This is a genomic window from Vibrio sp. 10N.247.311.47 (assembly GCF_041467535.1).
In the GTDB taxonomy this organism is placed as follows: domain Bacteria; phylum Pseudomonadota; class Gammaproteobacteria; order Enterobacterales; family Vibrionaceae; genus Vibrio; species Vibrio crassostreae_C.
Genome location: NZ_JBFSUR010000020.1, coordinates 71,434 through 92,578 on the forward strand (window position 1 = coordinate 71,434; position 21,145 = coordinate 92,578).

Below are 21,145 nucleotides of genomic sequence, written 5' to 3' on the forward strand. Positions count from 1 at the left end.
TGGTTACTCTTCTACTTTGTTTGGCGCTTGAGCGCTCTCAGACACTTCAACCATCACTTGTTTAAACTTCACCGTCATGCGCTCTAAACGCGCTTTTTCAGAATCCGTTTCAAACTCTTCTAAGGCAATACGCTTGCTAAACACGTCCATCGGGCTCAGTTCAGATAAGGTTTCTGCCGACTCTTGCTCTAATGCTTGATTACGACGCTCTCTTGCTCGGCGCAGTTGAAGTACTTCCACATTCAATCCTTCGGTCAGTGCGCGCATACGTTCTTGTAGATCCGACAAGTAATCTTGCGCTTGCACTTCTATCGATAACCATACGCTTTGGTCGCTATCTAAACCTATGTATTGGTTAAGCTGAGATTCGATCTCGCTCAAGTCGCCTTTGATTTCAGCTAGAGGTTGGAATGTGGGAACAGGCAGTTGAGAAATGGTGCGCTCACCTTCAACAAACTCAACCACACACACTTGTTTTTGAGACTTAAGTTCATCAAAACTTAGTGGGATTGGAGAGCCTGAATAACGAATGTATTCACGCTTTGCCACCACTTGTGGACGGTGGATATGACCAAGTGCAATATAGTCTGCGTCTGGGAAGCCATCAGCGGCAAAACCATCAAGGTTGCCGACATAGATGTCGCGTACCGAATCCGATTGTTGAACACCCATCGCCGTTAAATGACCCGTAGCGATAATCGGCATGTGCTCGCTGTTTTCAAACTCCGCACGTTTTTCTACAGCGGCATCATAAACACTTTGGTAGTGCTGTTTGATTGCATCTCCGAGTTGCTTCTGACGCTCAACGCCTGTGACGCCCGCCTGGCTGGTCAACACATCGCGAGGGCGAATAAAAGGAATAGCACAAACCAGCGCTTCTACATCGCCGTTCTTGCCTTTTAGTTCGACAACCTGAGTCGCATGATCTTCATTGGTATTAGGAATCACGTCTGCGCCCATGTATTTGAGCAGCTGTTGTGTCTCTTTTAGCACAGACACCGAATCGTGATTTCCACCTAACAACACCAGTTGACAGTCGATCTTGTTCGAGTCGACCACGAACTTGTTATACATCTCACGAGCGTAACTCGGCGGTGTGCTGGTATCGAAAATATCGCCAGCAACAATGATCGCGTCGATGTCGTGCTCTGTAACTTGCTCAAGTAACCATTGTAAGAACCGTTCATGTTCATTCTTACGGCTTTTATTGTAGAAGTTTTGGCCAAGGTGCCAATCGGACGTGTGAAGAATCTTCATTGCTGCTCACTGGAAGTCTGTAATACCTTTAATCTACCAAAATAGTCGAGATAATTCCCTTTTATAAGCTTGTGAAAACCAACTAATTTCAGGCTTTGGACCAACTCCGCCCATAGCGTGACCAATCGTTATTTTTGACATAAAAAAACCGCTCAACGTTAGAGCGGTTATAGGTGTCCATGACATTAGCTGTAAGTTATTTCACAGAGGTCATTAAAAATTGTATGAAGCACCCAGTGTTACTGTGCTAAATGCGACATCACGGCTTGCCAGTCTATTACCATTCGGGCCGAAGAATTCGATATTTACTGCATCTGCTTGTGAGATTAAACGTAAGGTTAGGCTTTCTACTGGCGTGTATTCAACACCTATACCAAAATGGAAGCCTAATTACGCGCAGCTAGACAATCAAAGATATTGCAATAGATGCCATGATCACGCCAACGACAAATTCCAACACCTTCCACGCTCTCGGGTTCTTAAACATTGGAGCCAAGAAGCGAGCGCCATATCCAAGTGAAAAGAAGAACACGAATGACGCCGATACCGCCCCAGCGCCAAACAACATTTGATCCGGTTGATATTGAGTTGAGATAGACCCCAGCAATACCACAGTATCCAAATACACATGCGGGTTAAGCCAAGTGAACGCCAAACACATCGCAATCGCTTTGGTTAATGAGTCTTTAGTTTCTGCCGTGGCTTCTAAGGCGTGGTTTTCGGTAAATGCTGATCGGAAGCTTAAGAATGAATAGACACCCAAAAAGATAGCGCCACCATAACGGGCGAACTGCTCTATTTGTGGGAACTGCTTAACGATTGCGCCAAAGCCCGTCACGCCAAAGCTAATCAGTAAGGCGTCGGAAATGGCACATACAGCACAAACTGCCAATACGTGTTGGTTCTTAAGCCCTTGCTTTAAAACAAACGCATTTTGAGAGCCAATCGCAAGAATCAGCGAAAGGCCAAGGGAGAAGCCTGCAAAGTAAGTCGACATCTAAGGCTAGTCTCTTAACGCAACTCAATACGCATAAACTGGCTGTGCGGATCCAACACATAATCAGCAAAGGGTTCACAGTATCCAAAGCCAAACTTTTCATACAGGTTACGTGCGGCCTTAAAGTAGTCTTCTGAGCCAGTCTCTAAGCTGATTGTTTGATACTGGCGAATGGCCGCTGTATCTAATACGTGTTGTAAAAGTTGGCTGGCAACACCTGACTTTCGAGCAAACTGTGAGGTCCTCATTGATTTGAGTTCAGCGTGTTGGGTATTTAGCTCTTTAATGGCAACACACCCAAGTAGTTGGCTGTCTTTCCAAGCACTGAAAAAAGTAATCTCTGGTGACTTGAGCCCATCTAGATCCAGTGCATGAACGCTTTCGGCTGGCGAAGTGGCGTACATATCAGCGAGGTGCTCTTCAAGTAATTCAATGACTTCCCCACCCGACAAGTCATCCACCTTAATTTCTATTGAAGCACTGCTTTCCAATGCTGTTCTATTTTCCATTGAACCCTGTGCATTTATTGCTGATGTCATTGTTTCAACTCTCCTTGTTTAGTTCGCTTATTTAGCTTGAGTGATTTGGTTTTTATCAACAGCCCACTTTCCTGAATTGTTTCCTTTTCAAGAACTCGGTTTGAATCAGTAAAATTACTGATTAATCATAAAATTATAAATGTCACACTGGGTTTACCTAGATACCATATTTTTCCTATCTCGTCTCGTGATAAAAGCGTTCCGCAAAGCCCGTATGGTCGCTGCATTGAGGGAGCAACACCTGTTTTAGTTAACGAATAAGTAGTCAGGACAAAGTGAATAGCGATGACACGCGTACTGATGTTGTTGGCAGCTTAAACATCCCTTTAAACGGTCTCATTTAAAACGACCATAAGTTAGAAAATAAAACGCTTTCATTGATCGAATATTTGATTGCGATTTTCCAATTTCGGTATATGATGCGCCACCCTAATTTTTCAGCTTATGCTGCAGGCAAATATGTCCGCCAACGCACTCTATACCGACCTATCCGGTTACTATGATTTAATGTGTGTAGATATTGACTACCAAGCGCAAAGTAACTGCGTACGTAGACTCCATCAAATCTTTGGAAATGAAGGAAAAACACACCTCGACTTAGCTTGTGGCACTGGCCCACACGTTCGTCATTTTATTGATTTCGGTTACCAAAGCGGTGGCCTAGATCTTAACAAGCCGATGTTAGATATCGCAGAAGTTCGCTGCCCGGAAGCCAAGTTCTCAGTACAAAACATGAGTAACTTTGAGGTCACGGAACCACTCGATCTTATCACTTGCTTCCTGTATTCCATCCATTACAACGATGACCTTGAGAAACTTAAAGAGTGTATTGAAAGTGTGCATCGTGCGTTAAAGCCAGAAGGTATTTTCTGTTTTAACGTGGTTGATAAAGACAAGATCAGCAACGACCTGTTTGTTAGACACACAAAAAACCAAGACAAAGACGATTTCACGTTCCGTTCTGGTTGGTATTACTCTGGTCAGGGTGATAAGCAAGCGCTAAAGCTTAGCATCGAAAAGACGACTGCTGGTGAAACTCAAGTGTGGAATGATGAACACCCAATGGTGGCATTCTCGTTTAAAGAGTTAATCGAGATATTGAAGCCCTACTTCGAGGTTAATATCTTCGAGCACGATTACGACAAGCTGATTCCTTGGGATACTCAGTCCGGTAATGCGCTGATCACATGTGTCAAAATCTAGATTAATAGATAAACGGCAAATTAAACCAAATCTATAGATCAAAAAAGAACCCACACTCGCCATTGTCCTTTTAGAGCATCAGCCAGTGTGGGTTCTTTTGTATCAAGCTATCAGTTACTGAACTCTAAATTAGAAGTCCGCTGTCATACCTACGTAGTAAGTACGTGGCTCTTCAACATAGCCCATGCTCTCTAGCTCTTGTGATACAGCTTCGTCAGTTAAGTTCGTGATACCTGCACGTAGTCGTACTGAAGCATTCACGTTGTAGACAGCACCTAGGTTCAGCGTTGTGTAAGCGTCTTGAGTTAGATCGCTTTCGATCTGACGTTCACCACGGTAACGCGCACTCACGAAGGTACTTAGATCGTAAGTTGGGCTCCAGTTCAGTTTAACTAAACCCGAATGCTTGTAACGCTCAAGTAATTCGTCACCAGTAGACTTATCTTCAGTGTCTAAGAATGTGTAATTACCAGACACACCCCATTCATCAGTAATTTGGAATTGGCCTGTAAGCTCAGCACCTTGAACTACAGCCTCTGATACGTTTGTATAAGTACGCTTACCATTCACATAGCCAGTTGAGCTTGAACTATCAGCGCAACCTTTACCCGATTCAAACACTCCGCCGTTCTCACAATAGGTTTCATCACGATCAATTAGGTCGTTGATTTCATTTCGGAATAAGGCACCTTCAACATTCCAACGAGGTTGGCTATAAATCGCAGCGATCTCATAGTTCAAGCTGGTTTCGGGCTTAAGATCTTCATTACCATGTAAATCACATACGCCTTTACAGCTATTAACTGTGTAGTCTGTCTGATTTTGAGTCAATGTTGGTGCTTTAAATGCTTTACCCACACCACCCTTGATGATCAGGTCATTCGTTGTTTGATGAACCAAGTACACACGTGGGCTGAACTCTTCACCGTACAGTTCATGCTTATCTAAACGACCACCAATGGTTGCCGTTAGTTGATCCGTCATTAACCATTGGTCTTGAACAAATAACGCACCTTGATAAGCTTCAGATGTACCATTGACTAAGTTTTCTTTGTTGGTTAATTCACTCAACTGGTAGTCCATACCAAACGTTACGGTGTGACTATCACCAAGATAAGTGGTCGCCGAAGCTTCAACAATTTGAGTCAGCTCTTCGATGTCACTGCTATAGTTAGTATCTGAGTCCGCAGCATCATTATCTGTCACATTTTCACGTGAATAACGTACTTGCGTGTCACCCCAGCTCCAAAAACCACTATGTGTGATCGCTTGGCTCTGACGTACAACACGTGTGTCAGACTCAATCACAGATGATACGTTTTCCGCAGATGACTCACGTTCGTCGTCACTGTAACCAAAATCGAAATCAATGGTTTGGTTGTCTGTTGCATTCCATGTCAGGCTCGCGAGTAAGCTTAATGTCTCTCTTTCTTCTAACGCAGTAATGTCTGAACGATCGTAACCAGAGCTATGCGTACCAGAATAGGGTTGCCAAGCATCACGGCTAGTTTGGTTAACAGATAGGCGAGCAAACAACTCGTCTTCAATCAACGCACCAGATGTCGTGAAGCCCATCGAATACTCTTCCCCTCCATCACCATCAAGTGGAGATGAAGTGTCCATGCTCAGTGTAGAGCTCCAATCGTTTTCTGGAGCCTTAGTGATGATGTTGATTGTACCGCCCATACCATCTGAACCGTAAAGTGCAGACATTGGGCCACGGATTATTTCAACACGTTCGATCGAATCAGCAGGAATCGTTGATAGGTCAAAGTCGTTACCACGGATGATGGCACTTGCAGAGCTTAAACGACGACCGTTCACCATGATAAGAGTGTAATCTGAATCCATACCACGAATAGAGATCATCTGACGGCCAGCACGTGTGCTATCAAAATCAGACTCTACACTCGTTGATTCTGCAACGATGTCCGCCAAGGCAATACCAGGGCTGTCTTCAATGTCTTGCGCGGTGATAACCGACATTGAAGCTGGCGCTTGTTTTAGTGCCATCTCGGTACGAGTTGCCGTAACAACCATTTGCTCATCTGTTGCTTGCGCTTCTTCTTGCGCCAACACGTTAGCTGAAAGTGAGGTACAAATAACAGCGACTGCGATCGAAAGGGGTTTGCGAATCAAAAGAGATCTCTCAGACATGATATTCATTCTTATATGTGATTGGTAATGATAATGGTTTGCATTAAACAACCAACTACCACTCTTATCAACGAAAGTTTCATACCAAAAATCGATTCTCGTTATTCACCATTCAAATAATGAAAGAGATCTATATCCAACTCGATAGGTATTCGTAATTTTCATTCACCCTGCAGATGGATTATGTATAAAGCTCTTTGAATATATTGCGAACCCAGCGACACATCGGGTCGTTATGAAAGCGCTTATGCCAGTATAAGTAGACGTCTTCTGATGGGTGGCGCAACGCTTTAGGCACGCGTTTACAAACAAGATCTCTTTGCGTAGCGGCTTGTTGAGCAAAAGGTGTCGGTAAATGAAAGATGATGTCGGTTGCTTCTGCCATATCCGGCGCGACGTTAAAATTGGAAAGCTGAATTGGAATGGACAGCTGGCGCTGCTTATCAATCAAGCCAAGATCTTTAAATCGACTTTCGATCGAGAGCTTCTTATCCCCTTGCAGTGAGATTTGACCAAGTTGGCTATTCAACAAGTCATCAACCGTGATCTCTTTGTCCGCCAAAGGATGTTTTTTACTCATCAGCAAACGGTAATCGCGGCTAATCACGAACATTCGATACAAATTTTGCTCTGAACTTAACGGCTCGTGGGTCGACAACACAAAGTGCGCATCACCGGATAACAGAGGCTCAAAGTGTCGTTTAGGAATCGAGTCGATATCAACAGTCATGTTTGGCGCTTGTTGACGTATCTCCGCAACTACCTTGGGCAGCAAGTGCGCGACATTAGGCACTAAACCAAAGAAGCGAACCGTACTGTCACTGCTTTGCGGTTCGAATACATCGCCATGTAACAGCTTTTCTAAACGTGTCAGTACCGAATTGAGATCTTGCTTAATGGCTTCTGCTTTTGGCGTTAACTCATAGCCATAAGCCGCTCGCACCAATAGATCATCATTGAAAACGGTACGCAGTTTTTGCAGAGATCGGCTCACCGTAGGTTGGCTCATATCCAGCGCCAATGCCGTGTTGGAAACGTGCTTCTCTTCAAGAAGGTGTTTAAGAATAACGAGTAGATTGAGGTCGACTTGAGCAAGATTCATTATGCAAATATTAACAATATATAAAATTCAATGTGCGCATAGTGCTATTTCTTAACATGTAATACAATTGATAATCACTCCTATTTTGATCTAGAGCAATATGCAGAGCAGAGTTTAAGGTTAAGTGGGTTTTAAAGCTCTAAGTCAGAACTGTTTAAACATAAAAAAGAGAGGCACAATGGCCTCTCTTTGATCGTCTACTTTATATTGCTAGCGTTGAGCTATCAGACTACAGCTTTGTCCAAGCATCTTGCCAGTATTGGCTATCTGCTGGAGCGTAAGACGCGCTTGCACACCATGCCGTGTATGGCCAAGGCTTACATTCGTACAAGCCATTATCGCTGCCGACCACAATGTCACCCGCTGCGTAGTTTGTGCCCGCTTCATATGGAGGGTAATCACCTGGAGGAGGTGTTGTTCCGCCACCGTCTTTAACAGCGAACGAATCGTTTACCATCACCATTTCACCGTCAGATGCTTTACCGACTACTTCAAGTGCATATTGCCCTTCCGCTACATCGTATAAGTCGATGGTAATAGCACGGCTGTCCGTTACGTTAACCTTAGTTTGCTCAACCACAGTACCTGCACTGTTGATCACCATAGCGGTAACATCTAATGCTTCATTTGATGTCAGTGTCAGATCTAAACGCACGTTGCCGTTATCTGGCGCATATTGTGATTGAAGTCCTGAAACCGAAAGCTCTAAGTCATCGCCCGGATCTGGGCTACCACCACATGAAGAGTCTGAAACTTTTCTCCAAACGCCCCACTCACCTGTTGTTCCTGGCTCTTCGCCGCGAGTGTACCAACCTGCTCCCCACGTTGAACCGTCATGAGATACTTGGTCACCTTCAACATAAACGGTGTCGGCATCCCATGCAGCAGCACAGTTAGAACCATCAGTTACAGACACTTTACGGTCAACGGTTACGGTTTGGTTCGCGCTGTCTGTCACGCTATACACAAGTGTGTAGTTGCCGATTTCATTTACATCGACACTGCCAGTGTGTGTAATAGTGCTTGTCAGGTCGCCATCTTCAGCATCATTCGCCGTCACGCCTGCCATAGCATCAAATGCAGTACCCAACACAACTGTTGTGTCAGATACGCCATTAAATACTGGCTTCTGGCTGTAAACCTCTACCGTTCTCGCTTTAGTGGTTTCGTTGTTATCGCTGTCTTTCACTCGGTAAGTCAAAACGTAAGTGCCAATAACACTGGTTTCAACGTAACCTTCAACATCGATTGATGACGTTAGATCGCCGTCTTCTTTGTCTGTTGCCGTCACGCCATCCATAGGATCAAACGTTGTGCCGTGAAGAACACGCGTATTTTCGACACCTTTAAGAACGGGCTCGCCCTCGACTGGTGGTGGCGTTACCTGACCGTGTACAAACGGGCCGTAGTCTTTAATGAACTGCTCGTTGTATTGTTGGCCGTTTTTGTTGGTGCCCATGTCCCAGTTGATAGACCAAGTCATCACACCACGTAGCGGTTGACCTTGCGCCGTTAGGCTATCAAATGCGTCGTATAAATCTTGTGGCTCTTGTACAAAACCGGTTGCTGCAGCATCGATGCTTGAAGGAATACCAAACACGAGCTTGTCATGTGGGATCTTGTGGAAACCACGCGTTCCGTTGATAAGAGAATCAGAAATGTAGTAGATGAACTCTTCTTTTAACGCATCGTTGTTTTGAGCAATCCAACCCACGCCTTCAACCCAGATACCATCGCCACCTTGGTTGTAGAATTGTGGGTTAATCCAGTCGTAATAGCCTTCTAGATTATCGATATAAGGAACGTACTTACCGCCTGTCGTGAGATACGGGAACTCAGGCGCCATAGTAATAAGGAAGTTTTTACCTTCAGCACGGTAGTGGTCTTTTACCAACTTAAGAGCATCAGGAATCACGGTTTGATTGTTTGCTGCGGTTACGGCTGCTTGTTCAAGGTCGATATCTAGGCCATCGAAACCGTAACGCTCAGTTAGACGGATAATCTCATCAGCAAAGGCTCTTTCATCACCGGTTTCTAGCTCTACGTGTGCATCCGCACCACCTAAAGCCAACAGCACAGAGCGACCTTGCTTGTTGAGTTCCGAGATTTGGTCAATAAATTGTTCTTCTGAAAGCCCAATGGTTGGGTCCAGTTTAAAAGTTGGGATTCGACCATCAGCCACATCGTAGACCTTCATGAATGACACATTCACGATGTTGTACATTGGGTTCACTTCATCCAGCGTCACACATGGCGCATTACCACCTTGGTAGCCGCCACCGTCACACCAGTTATGCCAATAGCCAACCACCACGCCAGAGTCTGGATTCGTCATATCTGAACCATTCGCATAAACAGCGCCAGACATTGCCGCCATGCCGAGCGATACTGCTAATTGTAGAGCTTTACGTTTCAACATTAGTCCCACTTCCTTACTTAACAGCTGTGCCAATCACAACCGAACCAATTCATTGTAATCATGAATATTTATAGAAAAGTAATGGAATTTTTAGGAAAAGATGACCTTTGATTTAACTTGTGATTTTAAGTCACAGATTGAATATCAGAATCAATATGACTTTGACTTTTTATTCAAATTGAAATGCTAAAAACTGTTATTTTCGGTCGAATACATTGACCATGAAAATACTTAATCAATCTTAATTCACTAAGATAATTAACCAAAAATATAAAAAATCACCGATAGGAAAAAATAAACTTTAAATCGGCAAAAATCACCCCAAATACGCCGTAATTACTGACCTAAGACCAGATACCATTGCGAGTGATATCACTAAAACAGCCTGGATATAGCCATCATACATGTGCTAGCAATACACACGTATAACGGAATATAGGAGCAAGAATTTGTAGGATTTTGAATGTATACGTCGGGAGTTTTTCAGTTAACCGTCAGTGCCAGATGAATAATATGCATCCAATAGTGAAATAAAATTCACCTTATCAAGTTCATTAAGTTGATTAATTCCAGCCGCTGCTTTTCTTCCTCCGCCAGTCGCAAAACTTGAGCAAATTTCGTCTGCACCCGTTCTATTTGATAATGGCGCACGTAAGCTCACCGTGTAAGACTCGCCGTCTTGGTTTTTCGTTAATACTGCTTGCGCTCGGTTTGGATCTTGATTAACGATTTCATTACCAAATACGCCACTGATGCGCCTTGCCCAAGTCTCGCCTGGTAGTTCAAACACACGTGCGACTTCACTTTCATAAACAGGAGCAAGGTTTGATAACTGCTGGCAATCATTTTGATAAGCAGCTCGCAGTCGATAAAACACCGAGTCTTTATCATCCAAAAGATCAAACGGGTTCGGGTATTGATAAAGGGTTTTGTAGAGCTCAGCTGGCGTGAAATGCAAATCACTGAGTGACGAACCGTAACCGTTGTAGTTAATCAAGGTACCTAGCTCTTCTAGAAACTCTTTTTGAGATTGAGCGAATCCATTTTCATCCGCTAGCCGCGCCGCCACCGTTTTTAGATTGTCGCCAAAGGCAGCTGCGATTGCCCAAGCCACATACGCACCATTCAGCTTCTGGTTAATCAGCAAGCTCGTGCAGCTCTCTGGCGCGGTATCAATCAGAGTATCTAAATGACTAGAAGTTGGGACATCCCCTGTTCGGTGGTGATCGCAATAAAATACATTGATGTTTGCGTCTAGCAGTGAGTGCAGTGCAGGCAGGTTTTTCTCCATCGATACATCTAAAACGGTAACGGAAGAAACATCACCTTGCTTACCCGGCTCCATAGTTTGAGTAACAACTTGAGAGACCAACTTAATATCACGCTTAACACCAGTAATGAGCACGCTCTCTCTTGGCTCACTTAATCGCAGCTGTAACAACGCGATTATGCCATCTGCGTCTCCGTTGAATACGTCGTAGTGCATGTTGTTCCTTTTACTCTCAATCAGATTAGGCTTGAAGTTTATATCTGTATTTTTACAAGCACCGTTGTTTATTATCAATATCAACTTGTTAGGTGATATAACTCTATTGAACATAGCGGTTATTCACGGCTTGTGCTATTGATCAAAAACTCAAGATTATACGAAATACGCTTAATCTCACTTCAAAACTATGAGCGCGTTCCTTGTATGGCTTTTGAAAGTTTAATATCGAAGTTGATAACCTTTTGTTCATGTACATAAAAGTGACCACAACGAACCGTTACGCTTTGATACAATTAGAGTTGGATTAGTTAGGTTTTTACTCGAATTGACATTTATAAGCGTTTAAAATGACTTTCGAGTTAGCGAAAACTTTCAATTCAAACCACAGATCCAAAGGTACACTGCATTTCCATGATCAACTTCGAACCCAAACGCCCTTATCAAACCCTCGGTCTTATCTTGAGAAAAGAACTATCTGATGGTCTTTACCCGATTGGAAGTCGTTTACCGCCCGAGCGAGATATTGCTGAGCGTCTATCCGTGAGCAGAGCTGTGGTTAGAGAAGCAATCATCATGCTGGAACTTGAGGGACTCGTTGAAGTAAAGAAAGGCTCGGGAGTGTACATCGTTAACTTACCGACTACATCAACAGTGGCACAAAATGAAGATGTAGGTCCTTTTGAAATGCTTCAAGCAAGACAGTTATTGGAAAGCAGTATTGCTGAGTTTGCTGCAACACAAGCAACCCCTGCTGATATCGAAAAAATGCGTGAAGCTCTAGAAATTGAGCGCCGCGAAATTGAAAACAATGTCCAAAATCCGGTTGGTGACAGAATGTTCCATCAGTGTATTGCCGAAGCGACACAGAATTCTGTGCTGGTCGATATTCTAAAGGAATCGTGGGAACGTCGTGAGTCTAGCCCTATGTGGAAGATACTGCATACACATATCGAGATCCAAGACTATAGGAAAGAGTGGCTAGATGATCATGCTGCTATTTTGCTAGCAATGAGACGCAAGAACCCAATCGAAGCCAAGCAAGCGATGTGGCAACATCTAGAACATGTGAAGATTAGGCTTTTAGAGCTTTCTGATTTTACCGACCCTAATTTTGATGGTTATCTGTTTAACTCCATTCCCGCTATCGCGACATCAAAAGACAATCTTTAGAAAATTGGTGACATAAAATACTTATGTCACCTGATTTTTACGGAGTGATCTCCTCACCAGTTTCTACATTGAGCTTAAAAGACTGGCCCGCATGGGCAAGTATCAAAGTATTTTCGTCAGTTAACACGTAATCTATTGGTTGTTTTAAGCAACTCATAACCACTTGATGTTGCTGCTGTTCTTCTATGAACCATTCTAGATGTTTAATATCTTTCTGAGCGTCAGATTCAACATTCCCTTTGAAACCATCACCGTCATCAATTTCACTTGTTAACTTAACTACACAAGAAGGATCACTCATCATTCCAAGATAATAAGTTTCTTGTTCATGGTACAAATCAACACTCCCCCCCTTAATAACAACTTCGAGCGGGGTATGGGCTCGCCATTGCATCGATTTGGGTTCAGATAGCCTAATGTTGTCGACAATAACGACCCCGTTATCTGCAACTTGTATTATTGTTCGCACAAACGACTCACAACTCTCATAAGCATTCGCGAGATCTAGAACGACACATTGAAACTCATTGCTATCAATTCGAGTGATTACTGTTGCTTGAGCTGTTGCGCAATCTATCTTCTGACCTTCAGTCGCGTTGGTAACGCTATCGTCTAAATTGACACCACCAAATAAGGGTAAATTATGCGCCTGCGTAGTTCGAGTCCATAAACTATGATGTTTGCTACCAAACCTATAGCCATAACTGCCACTCGGAGTAAGAACATTAACGCCATCATCGACTAGTGCAACATTCCCTTGATCAGCATGGCGATGAGAACTATTACCAAACTTACTTGCTCGGTAGTACACCGACATTTTACTATGGGCAGTTTTACCTAACCCTGCGTATGAATAGTAAATGTTGTTCGACGCAGGGCTCACACACAGAGCAGTCTCGTCAGAAACAAACGCCTCATTTGAAGTCATTAACGTATTAGAAACGGTTGAATGTTGACCCGATTTTTCAAATTGTAACTGCGGATACGTCGGTACTATATCTAATAAATGGAGCTTGTAAGTCTCAATATTGGACTCTAACTTCTTGGACTCTAATATCGACTTCGTACAACCATACCGTGGTGCATATATTCTGAGTGGATTTTGCGCAAAGAAACCAGGCCACTCTTTACCTTCTCTCTTGCACCAGAAGCCATCACCAAAGGGATGAATTCGATCGTTATTCGCCACAAAGTCCAAAGCAAACTTAACGTAATTCTTATAAAACGGGTGATTATAGAAAGAAAAGCCACTTAAACGCTCAACCGACAAGAAAAACGGATGGTGCCACTTGGTATAGGAAGAAGAATAAAAAGGCCCCTCAACCCAACTGCCATCTTTTCCGCCATAGAAAGGCAACACACCTCGGTAAATCATTAAGGCGTAATTAAGCCAACGTTCACAAGTTTTAAGTTCAAACTCTTTGTGTAACACAAGGGCAGCAACGCCTAAGTAAGCAGGCAAACGCGATGTATGTGAATGTCCCGGGTACTGTTTAAACTTATCTTGCTCTAAGCGCTCTTCCATTTGATAGGCATATCGAATTAAGAGCGGCCTGACGAATGAACACTCGTCGGTCGTCAGCAATGGAGACAACCAATGATAGGCAAGATACAAATTTCGCGTCATTGACAGGCCAATTTCATCTCCCCACGTACAAGGCCTTAACAGTGACGCCGGGCCTTCAGGGCTCCACTCGGATAAGCGCAATAAAATTTGGCATGCCTTATGTCCTGCCACCTCATCACCCCACACCTTATATAGTAATGTTAGTGCGATAAGATCGCGATCAATCCAACGTCTTACGTTAGCGATAGCTGTACGCTTCCCTTCTTCATTACCACGGCGATAATGATTAGAATATAAAATGTCATCTATATCAGTTAGTTCAACACTATTGCGTAACTTGTCTCTTGCACTTAATGAAGCATTGCTGACTGCGTCAATATCTTCATCGAGATACATCATAAACTGGTCTTTATTAGTACACAGTGAGAATAGTGACATAGCGTCCGGTGCCAAGTAGTTTTCTGACTCCGTCGTGATTTCAAAAACAATCCAATCAGATTTTGCTAGAGTATTGAGGCAAGTCACTCTCCAGCGATAGCTACCTTGAGGTAACTGAAATGTCGGTTGTAAAGGAGACTGCACCGATTTCCAATCCCATTTTTGCTCACCGTCTTTGTCTTCAAGTTCGATGTTATATGCAGAACCATACTCTCCTTGAGGCCAATTGAAACTTGGGGGATTGACTGAGGAAATTTCGTTACAAGGCGACAAAAAAATTTGGAAATCATGCGTTCTTTCTAGTTGTAGCATGTGTTACTCCTCTATTTCGACCAATGATATTGCCCTGTCTCTGCATCAATATGACCAATTTGCTTCGCTGGGGTCCCTGCAAAAATCGAATATGGGGGCACATCGGATGTCACTACCGAATTAGCACAAATCAATGAACATTTACCGATGCTCACTCCTGGAGTGACAACAACACCAGATGTCAACCAAACACCCTTTGCGATTGTGACCTTTCCGCTTTCCAAATCACTACGACCACTAAAGCTCTCTGAAGTCGGGTCAAATAAATGATTAGACGCAACGACAGAAACATGTGGCCCTACCAAAACGTCTTCACCAACCTCCACATCACCATTAATGTAGCTGTATAGGCCTATATAACTTCGTGTTCCGATTTGGTTTTCACCAATGCGAACGATAGCTCCTGGAGCAACTCGAACATTATTGTTGGTGAAGCCTAAGATTTGAGCTCTCGACTCGTCATCATGTTTATTATTACTTTGTGTTGTATATAGGGTGAATTTTCTAAATTCCTCATCCGAAAGTTCACCGCCAAATTTTTGTTGAACCGACATATCATCACCTATAAATAAAGGGAAGTAACAGTAACGACTTCCCTTATTGATTATCAATATTTTCACTGACACTAAATAAGCTAATCCGATAATATCCCTGGGTTAGCTTAATTTAAAAACCCAATATCGAATTGAAAACACATTAATTAAAATGAGACCGAGTCAATGCATACTCGACACCACGAATCTCAGCTAAGCCTTTTAAACGGCCTATGCAAGAATACCCTGGGTTTGTTTTTTTATTTAAGTCGTCAATAATTTGGTGACCATGATCAGGCCGCATTGGAATTAAATCACTTTGTCCATTATTAGTACGACGATTTTCTTCTTTAAGAAGTGCAAATATCACTTCATACATATCAACATCACCATTGAGATGAGCTGCTTCATGGAAGTTGCCGGGTTCTTCTTCGCGCTTTGTTGAACGCAGATGCGTGAAATAAATTCGATCACCAAAAGTTTCAATCATCTTCACAAGATCGTTATCGTCTCGCACGCCATAAGACCCGGTACACATAGTAATACCGTTCATTTTGCTCGGTACACGATGCGTCAAGAATTCGATATCTTCAATCGTAGATACCACTCGCGGTAAACCAAGAATTGGGCGTGGTGGATCATCAGGGTGAATGGCCAACTTCACGCCGTACTCTTCACACACTGGGGTAATTTCGTTTAGGAAGTAAACTAAATTTTCACGTAACTTATTGCCGTCAATGTGTTGGTACTGATCCAGTTGCTCTCTAAACTGCTGAAGAGTATAGCCTTCTTCCGCACCTGGTAGACCAGCGATGATATTCGATGTTAGCTGTGCAATTTTGTCATCAGGCATGTTAGAAAAACGAGTTCGAGCAAGTGCAATGTCTTCTTTTGAATACTCTTCATGTGCACCTTCTCGTTCTAGTATGCATAGCTCAAAAACAGCAAAGTCAATATGGTCAAACCTTAATGCTTTTGAGCCATCTGGGAGTACATACTCTAAATCTGTTCTCGTCCAATCAAGAACTGGCATAAAGTTATAGCAAACTGTATCAACTCCGCATTCAGATAAATTGATAATAGATTGCTTATAGTGCTCTATCCATTGAATGAAATTTCCAGTTTGAGTCTTGATCTCTTCATGAACAGGGATACTTTCGACAACTTCCCATGTAAGTGAATTTTCTTCTATTAACTTTTTACGTTTTAGTATTTCTTCTTTAGACCATATTTCACCATTCTTAATATGATGTAATGCCGTTACGATTCCTGTTGCCCCAGCCTGACGAATATCATTAAGCGTTACAATATCATTTGGACCATACCATCGCCAAGTTTGCTTCATAAGTTATTACCTATTATTAATTTTTTTGATGAAGCCTTATTAAGGCTTCATCTGATATTTTATTTAATTAGACAGTGTAAGCTTTTAGTTTTACATCATTTAACTTACCAGCTCGTAGTAATAGCCAAGATATAAACCCGACAATCGCTGCCATTAATACAAATAACATTCTTCCCCACATAGGGTTTGGTATCAGCGTTAATAGGAGAAGCGCTGCACTTGTCGCCAATAACACTCGACCAAGTAAAATGTACTGTTGTCTATCAGCTTCGAAGCTTTGAGGCGAATCTTCTACAATTACTGGAGTTTCTGCATTACTAAAGAACTCTGCGATTTCTTCAGCACGCTTACCTGTTGGCTCTTTATAGAAAAGTCGAGTCAGCAAGAAGAAACCACCTGTGATAATAATGTGCCCTGTTACGCCCATGGTTATCGATTTCATTTCAGCGAATTCACGACTAGACAATGGTTCAGATAAATTAAACAGGCTTTCGATCATTGGTGCATTTGTTGAAGCAATAACGGCTGAAACACAAGCGCCTACGGCAATGGTTGCCCAACATGACCAATCTGGAGTCTTCTTGATAAAGAAACAAAGCAGTGACGGAATAAGCACAGGGAACGCGACAAGCGTACTCACCATCATAAGTGCATCAAATAGACCAAAATCTTGCAGTTTGCTCATGAACAAGCCACAAACAATAATCAACAAGCCGAATACCACGGTAGAAACTTTACTTGCAAACAAGATCGATTTATCTGATTTGTCTTTTGCCATGTAAGGTTCATAAACGTTTTTAATGAATATGCCGGCATTTCTATTTAATGCAGAGTCCATTGACGACATGGTTGCAGCAAACATAGCTGACATCATCAAGCCAACCATCCCAACGGGCATCTCGTTACGAACGAAGACAAAATAAGTGGCATTAGAAATATCTTTGCCTAGAACATCGAGGCCCCATGTAGACATATCTGGGTAATTTCCGCTTACATACCAAGCAGGAAGGAACCAAATGAAAGGTCCAAACGCCATTAGACAACACGCTAGGATTGCAGCTTTACGTGCATTATTAGTATCTTTTGCTGCAATATAGCGGTAAGAATCAATCATATTGTTTGTACTGAAGAACTGTTTGATGAAAATACAGATAAACCAGCCAACAAATAAGTAGGTATAGCTATACCCTTCTCCAACAAACCCTTGATCAGGCAAACCCGCTTCTAGGATTGGTGCTACACCACCAGATTTGTATATCGCTACGATTGTCGCTATGAAGGTAACAACAGTAATGATGATCATCTGTATAAAGTCTGATGCAACTACAGCCCAACTTCCGCCGACCAGAGACATAAGAAGTACAACCATACCCGCAGCAACTATCGTTGTTTCAATTGGGATATTAAATACCGCACTTGCAAAGATCGCTAATGCATTCAGCCATAGCGCAGCCTGAAGTACACTCGACGGTACCGTCGCCCACGTTACAACTTGCTCGCTAACAGGACCAAAACGTTTGCGAATGCCTTGGATTGGACTGATAACTCGCATCTGTCGAGCTCTTGCAGCAAAGAATAAGTAGTTACAAAAGTAACCAAGAGCATTCGCAAAAAAGATAACAGAGATGGATAAGCCAACATCAAGAGCTTTTCCCATTACGCCAGTAAACGTCATAGCACTCAGTGCTTGAAGAAATGCTGTGGACCCAACCATCCACCACAACATTTTGCCTCCCCCCCTAAAGTAATCACTTGTCGATGACGTTGCTGATCGAAACATCCAACCTACTCCGAGGAGGAAAACGAAGTAGCCTATAACTATAAGTATATCGATATTCATAATGATCCCTAACCGTGATATTTAAAAACTAAACACCTTTCGCTTTCTTTTATATCGCCCCTAGATATTGGCTGTCAAAATTGGTCTACCAATTGGTTGACACTTCTCACAAAAAAATAAATCTCTGATGATATGCCGTTTAAATAATACAAATGAATGTTACTCTCTAATGGTAATTTTTATAGCCGTCTGATTTTAAAAATTGGAGTGAGAGTGCGGAAGTATGAATAAAAATGTTTTAAATCAATACTTAAAAGAAGAACAGAGAATTGTTCACATTGGCTTAGGGGCTTTTCATCGAGCTCATCAAGCTTTATATACAAGCGAATTGTTAGACAATAAAAAGTCTAACTGGACGATCTGTTCCATTAACTTATTTGGTTCACAATCGCTTATTCAGCAGTTAAGAGAGCAAGGTCATTGCTACACTGTTTTGGAGAGAGGTGCGACAAGCGAACAAATAAAAATATCAAAGGCAATCACTCAATCCTTACATCCAGATCTAGACGGTCAGTCGACTATCATCGAAAAAATTGCGAATCCAAACGTTCGTATAGTCTCAATGACTATCACAGAAAAAGGCTATTGCATTGAACCAAGTACTGGCTCTCTTGATGTTAACAATCGTCTCATCCAGCTCGATCTCGACTCACCTTCTCGTCCAGTGTCCGCCATCGGTTATATCGTTGAAGGTTTAAGACTCAGAAAAGAAAGGAATATTAACGCGTTCACCGTATTGTCTTGCGACAATATTCAAAACAATGGAGAAGTAGCGAAGTCGGCTATTCTTAGTTTTGCAAAATTGGTCGACTTGGAGTTGTATTCTTGGATAGAGGCTAATGTCACATTCCCAAACACTATGGTAGACCGTATTGTTCCAGCGGCGAGTAAAGAAAGCTTATCTTATATAGAAACAGCTATCGGCTACTCGGATCCATGTGCCATCGCTTGTGAACCTTTTCGACAATGGGTAATAGAAGATAAGTTTGTAATTGGTCGACCAAATTGGGATGAAGTGGGCGCGCAATTTGTCGATGATGTCATACCTTTTGAAGAGATGAAGCTACGCATGCTAAATGGTAGTCACTCACTTCTTGCGTACTTGGGATACTTGAGTGGTTATAAGTATGTGTCAGAAGCGATTTCAGACCCATATTTTAAGAAGGTGATTCTAGACTTCATGATGAATGAGCAAACGCCTTCATTGTCGTTACCAAAGGAAACTGACATTGCAGCTTACGCAGATTCGCTGATTGAACGTTTCTCTAACCCAAATTTAAAACACCTTACCTCTCAGATAGCAATGGACGGAAGTCAGAAATTACCACCACGATTTTGTGAATCTCTCAAATATAACCGTGAAAATGCTGTTCAAACAACTTGGTTAGAGTTGGGCATTGCAGGGTGGATGGCTTATGTGATTGGCATGGATGACAACGGCGATGCTATCGAGGTTCATGATCCAATGGCTGGCGTGTTCAAGCAAATCAAACAAGAAAGTAAAACGCCTCGTGAAGCTGTCATTTCTTTATTAAGCATTGATGGTATTTTTGAATCTAGCCTTCTTGCAGATGCCGAATTCGTAAATAAGATAGTCGACCTTTTCGAATGTATTCAAGAGGTTGGTGCAATGCAAACTTTACATAACTTAACAAAAACACTGAACTTAAAGGGCTAGGCATGGAATACAAAAATAAGTTGATTCGATTTGGTCAGAACCGCGTTTGGCGCTCTTACAGTGGTGGTAAGGTTTTAGACCAAATTAATAACGAAAGCGTTCCGGTCGACTCTCATTTTCCTGAAGACTGGATTGCATCGGTCACTAAAGCCGTTAACCCAGGTCGAGAAACAATCAGTGAAGGTCAATCAACTGCGATTATCGGCGATCACTCACTCGATTTCGCCGAATTATTAGATCTAGATCCTGAGTATTTTTTAGGTAAAGAGCACTTCAGTAGATTCGGTCCTAACCCTATGGTTTTGATTAAGTTTCTAGACTCTTCAATTCGCTTACATTTCCAAGCACACCCAACCAGAGAGTTTGCCCAAAAGCACCTAGATTCAAATTCAGGCAAGGCTGAAGCCTACTATATTTTACAAGTTCGTGAGGAGATTGATGATCCTTATATTTATCTCGGATTTCAGACGCCTCCGACTAAAGAAACGTTGAAAGAGATCATTGTTGAACAAGACATTAACCGACTGAAAACTTGCTTCGAAAAAATCAAAGTATCTCCTGGTGAGTGTTACTTTATTCCAGGAGGAATGCCTCACGCGATTGGCGAAGGCATTCTAATGATTGAGATAATGGAACCATCGGACTGGGCTGTTCGATTTGAGTTTGAACGAGCTGGTTATACACTTCCTGAAGAAGCTCGCTACATGAAGCGAGATTTGGACTTTTGCCTTGATGTTTTTGACTATTCAGAGAAGTCGGTTGAAGCTGTGGCAACTCAGAACAAAAAGACACCTCAACTATTAACAGCTTATGCTGACGGATCGGTAAAAGAGTCTCTCATTGATGACAAAACAACCGACAGATATCGAGTTTGTCGCACAAAAGTCATTAGCAGCATCACCAAATCTGAGAACGACTTTTATGTCGGTGTTATTGCTGCTGGCAGTTGTACGATTAAATTAGACGAAGAAATTTTAGTACTCAATAAGTACGATAAATTTTTCTGCCCGGCTGGCATTGAAAATATCACGATAGAAACAGACGATGGCGTCGAGATTATTGAATGCTACCCACCATTAACGAATTAATCCTGAGTTAA

The 21,145-nt window shown here is 42.5% G+C and carries 15 protein-coding genes and 1 pseudogene; 4 read left to right on the forward strand and 12 right to left on the reverse strand.

All coding sequences use genetic code 11. From position 1 onward, the window contains the following. Positions 1–3 precede the first annotated feature (3 nt). From sbcD to AB6E51_RS14350, 4 genes and pseudogenes are all read right to left on the reverse strand, one after another. Complete coding sequence (sbcD, locus tag AB6E51_RS14335; protein ID WP_372058403.1) at positions 4–1,257, reverse strand: exonuclease subunit SbcD; 1,254 nt, start codon at positions 1,255–1,257, stop codon at positions 4–6. Positions 1,258–1,470: 213 nt separating this feature from the next. Further along, positions 1,471–1,644: pseudogene (locus AB6E51_RS14340) on the reverse strand (porin family protein); the annotation flags it as partial. A 13-nt stretch (positions 1,645–1,657) separates the two neighbouring features. Beyond that, complete coding sequence (locus AB6E51_RS14345; RefSeq protein ID WP_017059193.1) at positions 1,658–2,254, reverse strand: LysE/ArgO family amino acid transporter; 597 nt, start codon at positions 2,252–2,254, stop codon at positions 1,658–1,660. A 14-nt stretch (positions 2,255–2,268) separates the two neighbouring features. Further along, positions 2,269–2,793, reverse strand: a complete 525-nt coding sequence (locus AB6E51_RS14350) for a GNAT family N-acetyltransferase (protein ID WP_017066999.1) — start codon at positions 2,791–2,793, stop codon at positions 2,269–2,271. Positions 2,794–3,252: 459 nt separating this feature from the next. Here AB6E51_RS14350 and AB6E51_RS14355 point away from each other — a divergent pair, with 459 nt between their 5' ends. Continuing rightward, on the forward strand, positions 3,253–3,996 hold the full coding sequence (locus AB6E51_RS14355; RefSeq protein WP_102428729.1) for a class I SAM-dependent methyltransferase: 744 nt from the start codon (positions 3,253–3,255) through the stop codon (positions 3,994–3,996). A 129-nt stretch (positions 3,997–4,125) separates the two neighbouring features. Here the strand turns inward: AB6E51_RS14355 and AB6E51_RS14360 are convergent, their stop codons facing one another. The 4 genes from AB6E51_RS14360 to AB6E51_RS14375 form a co-directional block, all read right to left on the reverse strand. Further along, a complete protein-coding gene (locus AB6E51_RS14360) occupies positions 4,126–6,153 on the reverse strand; it encodes a TonB-dependent receptor domain-containing protein (RefSeq protein ID WP_372058405.1) in 2,028 nt (675 codons plus the stop codon). Between the two features lie 181 nt (positions 6,154–6,334). Beyond that, entirely contained in the window at positions 6,335–7,255 is a 921-nt protein-coding gene (locus AB6E51_RS14365; protein ID WP_372055872.1) for a LysR family transcriptional regulator, read from the reverse strand. A gap of 229 nt (positions 7,256–7,484) precedes the next feature. Further along, entirely contained in the window at positions 7,485–9,674 is a 2,190-nt protein-coding gene (locus AB6E51_RS14370; protein WP_372058406.1) for an immunoglobulin-like domain-containing protein, read from the reverse strand. Between the two features lie 487 nt (positions 9,675–10,161). Next, complete coding sequence (locus tag AB6E51_RS14375) at positions 10,162–11,160, reverse strand: DHH family phosphoesterase (RefSeq protein ID WP_372058408.1); 999 nt, start codon at positions 11,158–11,160, stop codon at positions 10,162–10,164. A gap of 414 nt (positions 11,161–11,574) precedes the next feature. Between AB6E51_RS14375 and AB6E51_RS14380 the strand changes: the two genes are divergently transcribed. Then, on the forward strand, positions 11,575–12,333 hold the full coding sequence (locus tag AB6E51_RS14380; RefSeq protein ID WP_083190198.1) for an FCD domain-containing protein: 759 nt from the start codon (positions 11,575–11,577) through the stop codon (positions 12,331–12,333). A gap of 37 nt (positions 12,334–12,370) precedes the next feature. Here AB6E51_RS14380 and AB6E51_RS14385 read toward each other — a convergent pair whose 3' ends face one another. The 4 genes from AB6E51_RS14385 to AB6E51_RS14400 form a co-directional block, all read right to left on the reverse strand. Further along, positions 12,371–14,650 (reverse strand): heparinase II/III family protein, encoded by a 2,280-nt coding sequence (locus tag AB6E51_RS14385; protein WP_065583621.1) that lies wholly within the window; start codon positions 14,648–14,650, stop codon positions 12,371–12,373. 11 nt (positions 14,651–14,661) lie between these two features. Next, a complete protein-coding gene (locus AB6E51_RS14390; RefSeq protein WP_065101257.1) occupies positions 14,662–15,204 on the reverse strand; it encodes an acyltransferase in 543 nt (180 codons plus the stop codon). 142 nt (positions 15,205–15,346) lie between these two features. Beyond that, positions 15,347–16,528 (reverse strand): mannonate dehydratase, encoded by a 1,182-nt coding sequence (gene uxuA / locus AB6E51_RS14395; protein WP_065583620.1) that lies wholly within the window; start codon positions 16,526–16,528, stop codon positions 15,347–15,349. 67 nt (positions 16,529–16,595) lie between these two features. Further along, the gene (locus AB6E51_RS14400) at positions 16,596–18,368 is read right to left on the reverse strand and encodes a sodium:solute symporter family transporter (protein WP_372058410.1); all 1,773 of its coding nucleotides are present in this window, start codon (positions 18,366–18,368) and stop codon (positions 16,596–16,598) included. 223 nt (positions 18,369–18,591) lie between these two features. Between AB6E51_RS14400 and AB6E51_RS14405 the strand changes: the two genes are divergently transcribed. Together AB6E51_RS14405 and AB6E51_RS14410 are read left to right on the forward strand one after the other, a co-directional pair. Next, on the forward strand, positions 18,592–20,046 hold the full coding sequence (locus AB6E51_RS14405) for a mannitol dehydrogenase family protein (RefSeq protein WP_372058411.1): 1,455 nt from the start codon (positions 18,592–18,594) through the stop codon (positions 20,044–20,046). Between the two features lie 2 nt (positions 20,047–20,048). Continuing rightward, entirely contained in the window at positions 20,049–21,134 is a 1,086-nt protein-coding gene (locus AB6E51_RS14410) for a class I mannose-6-phosphate isomerase (RefSeq protein WP_065583617.1), read from the forward strand. Positions 21,135–21,145 lie beyond the last annotated feature (11 nt).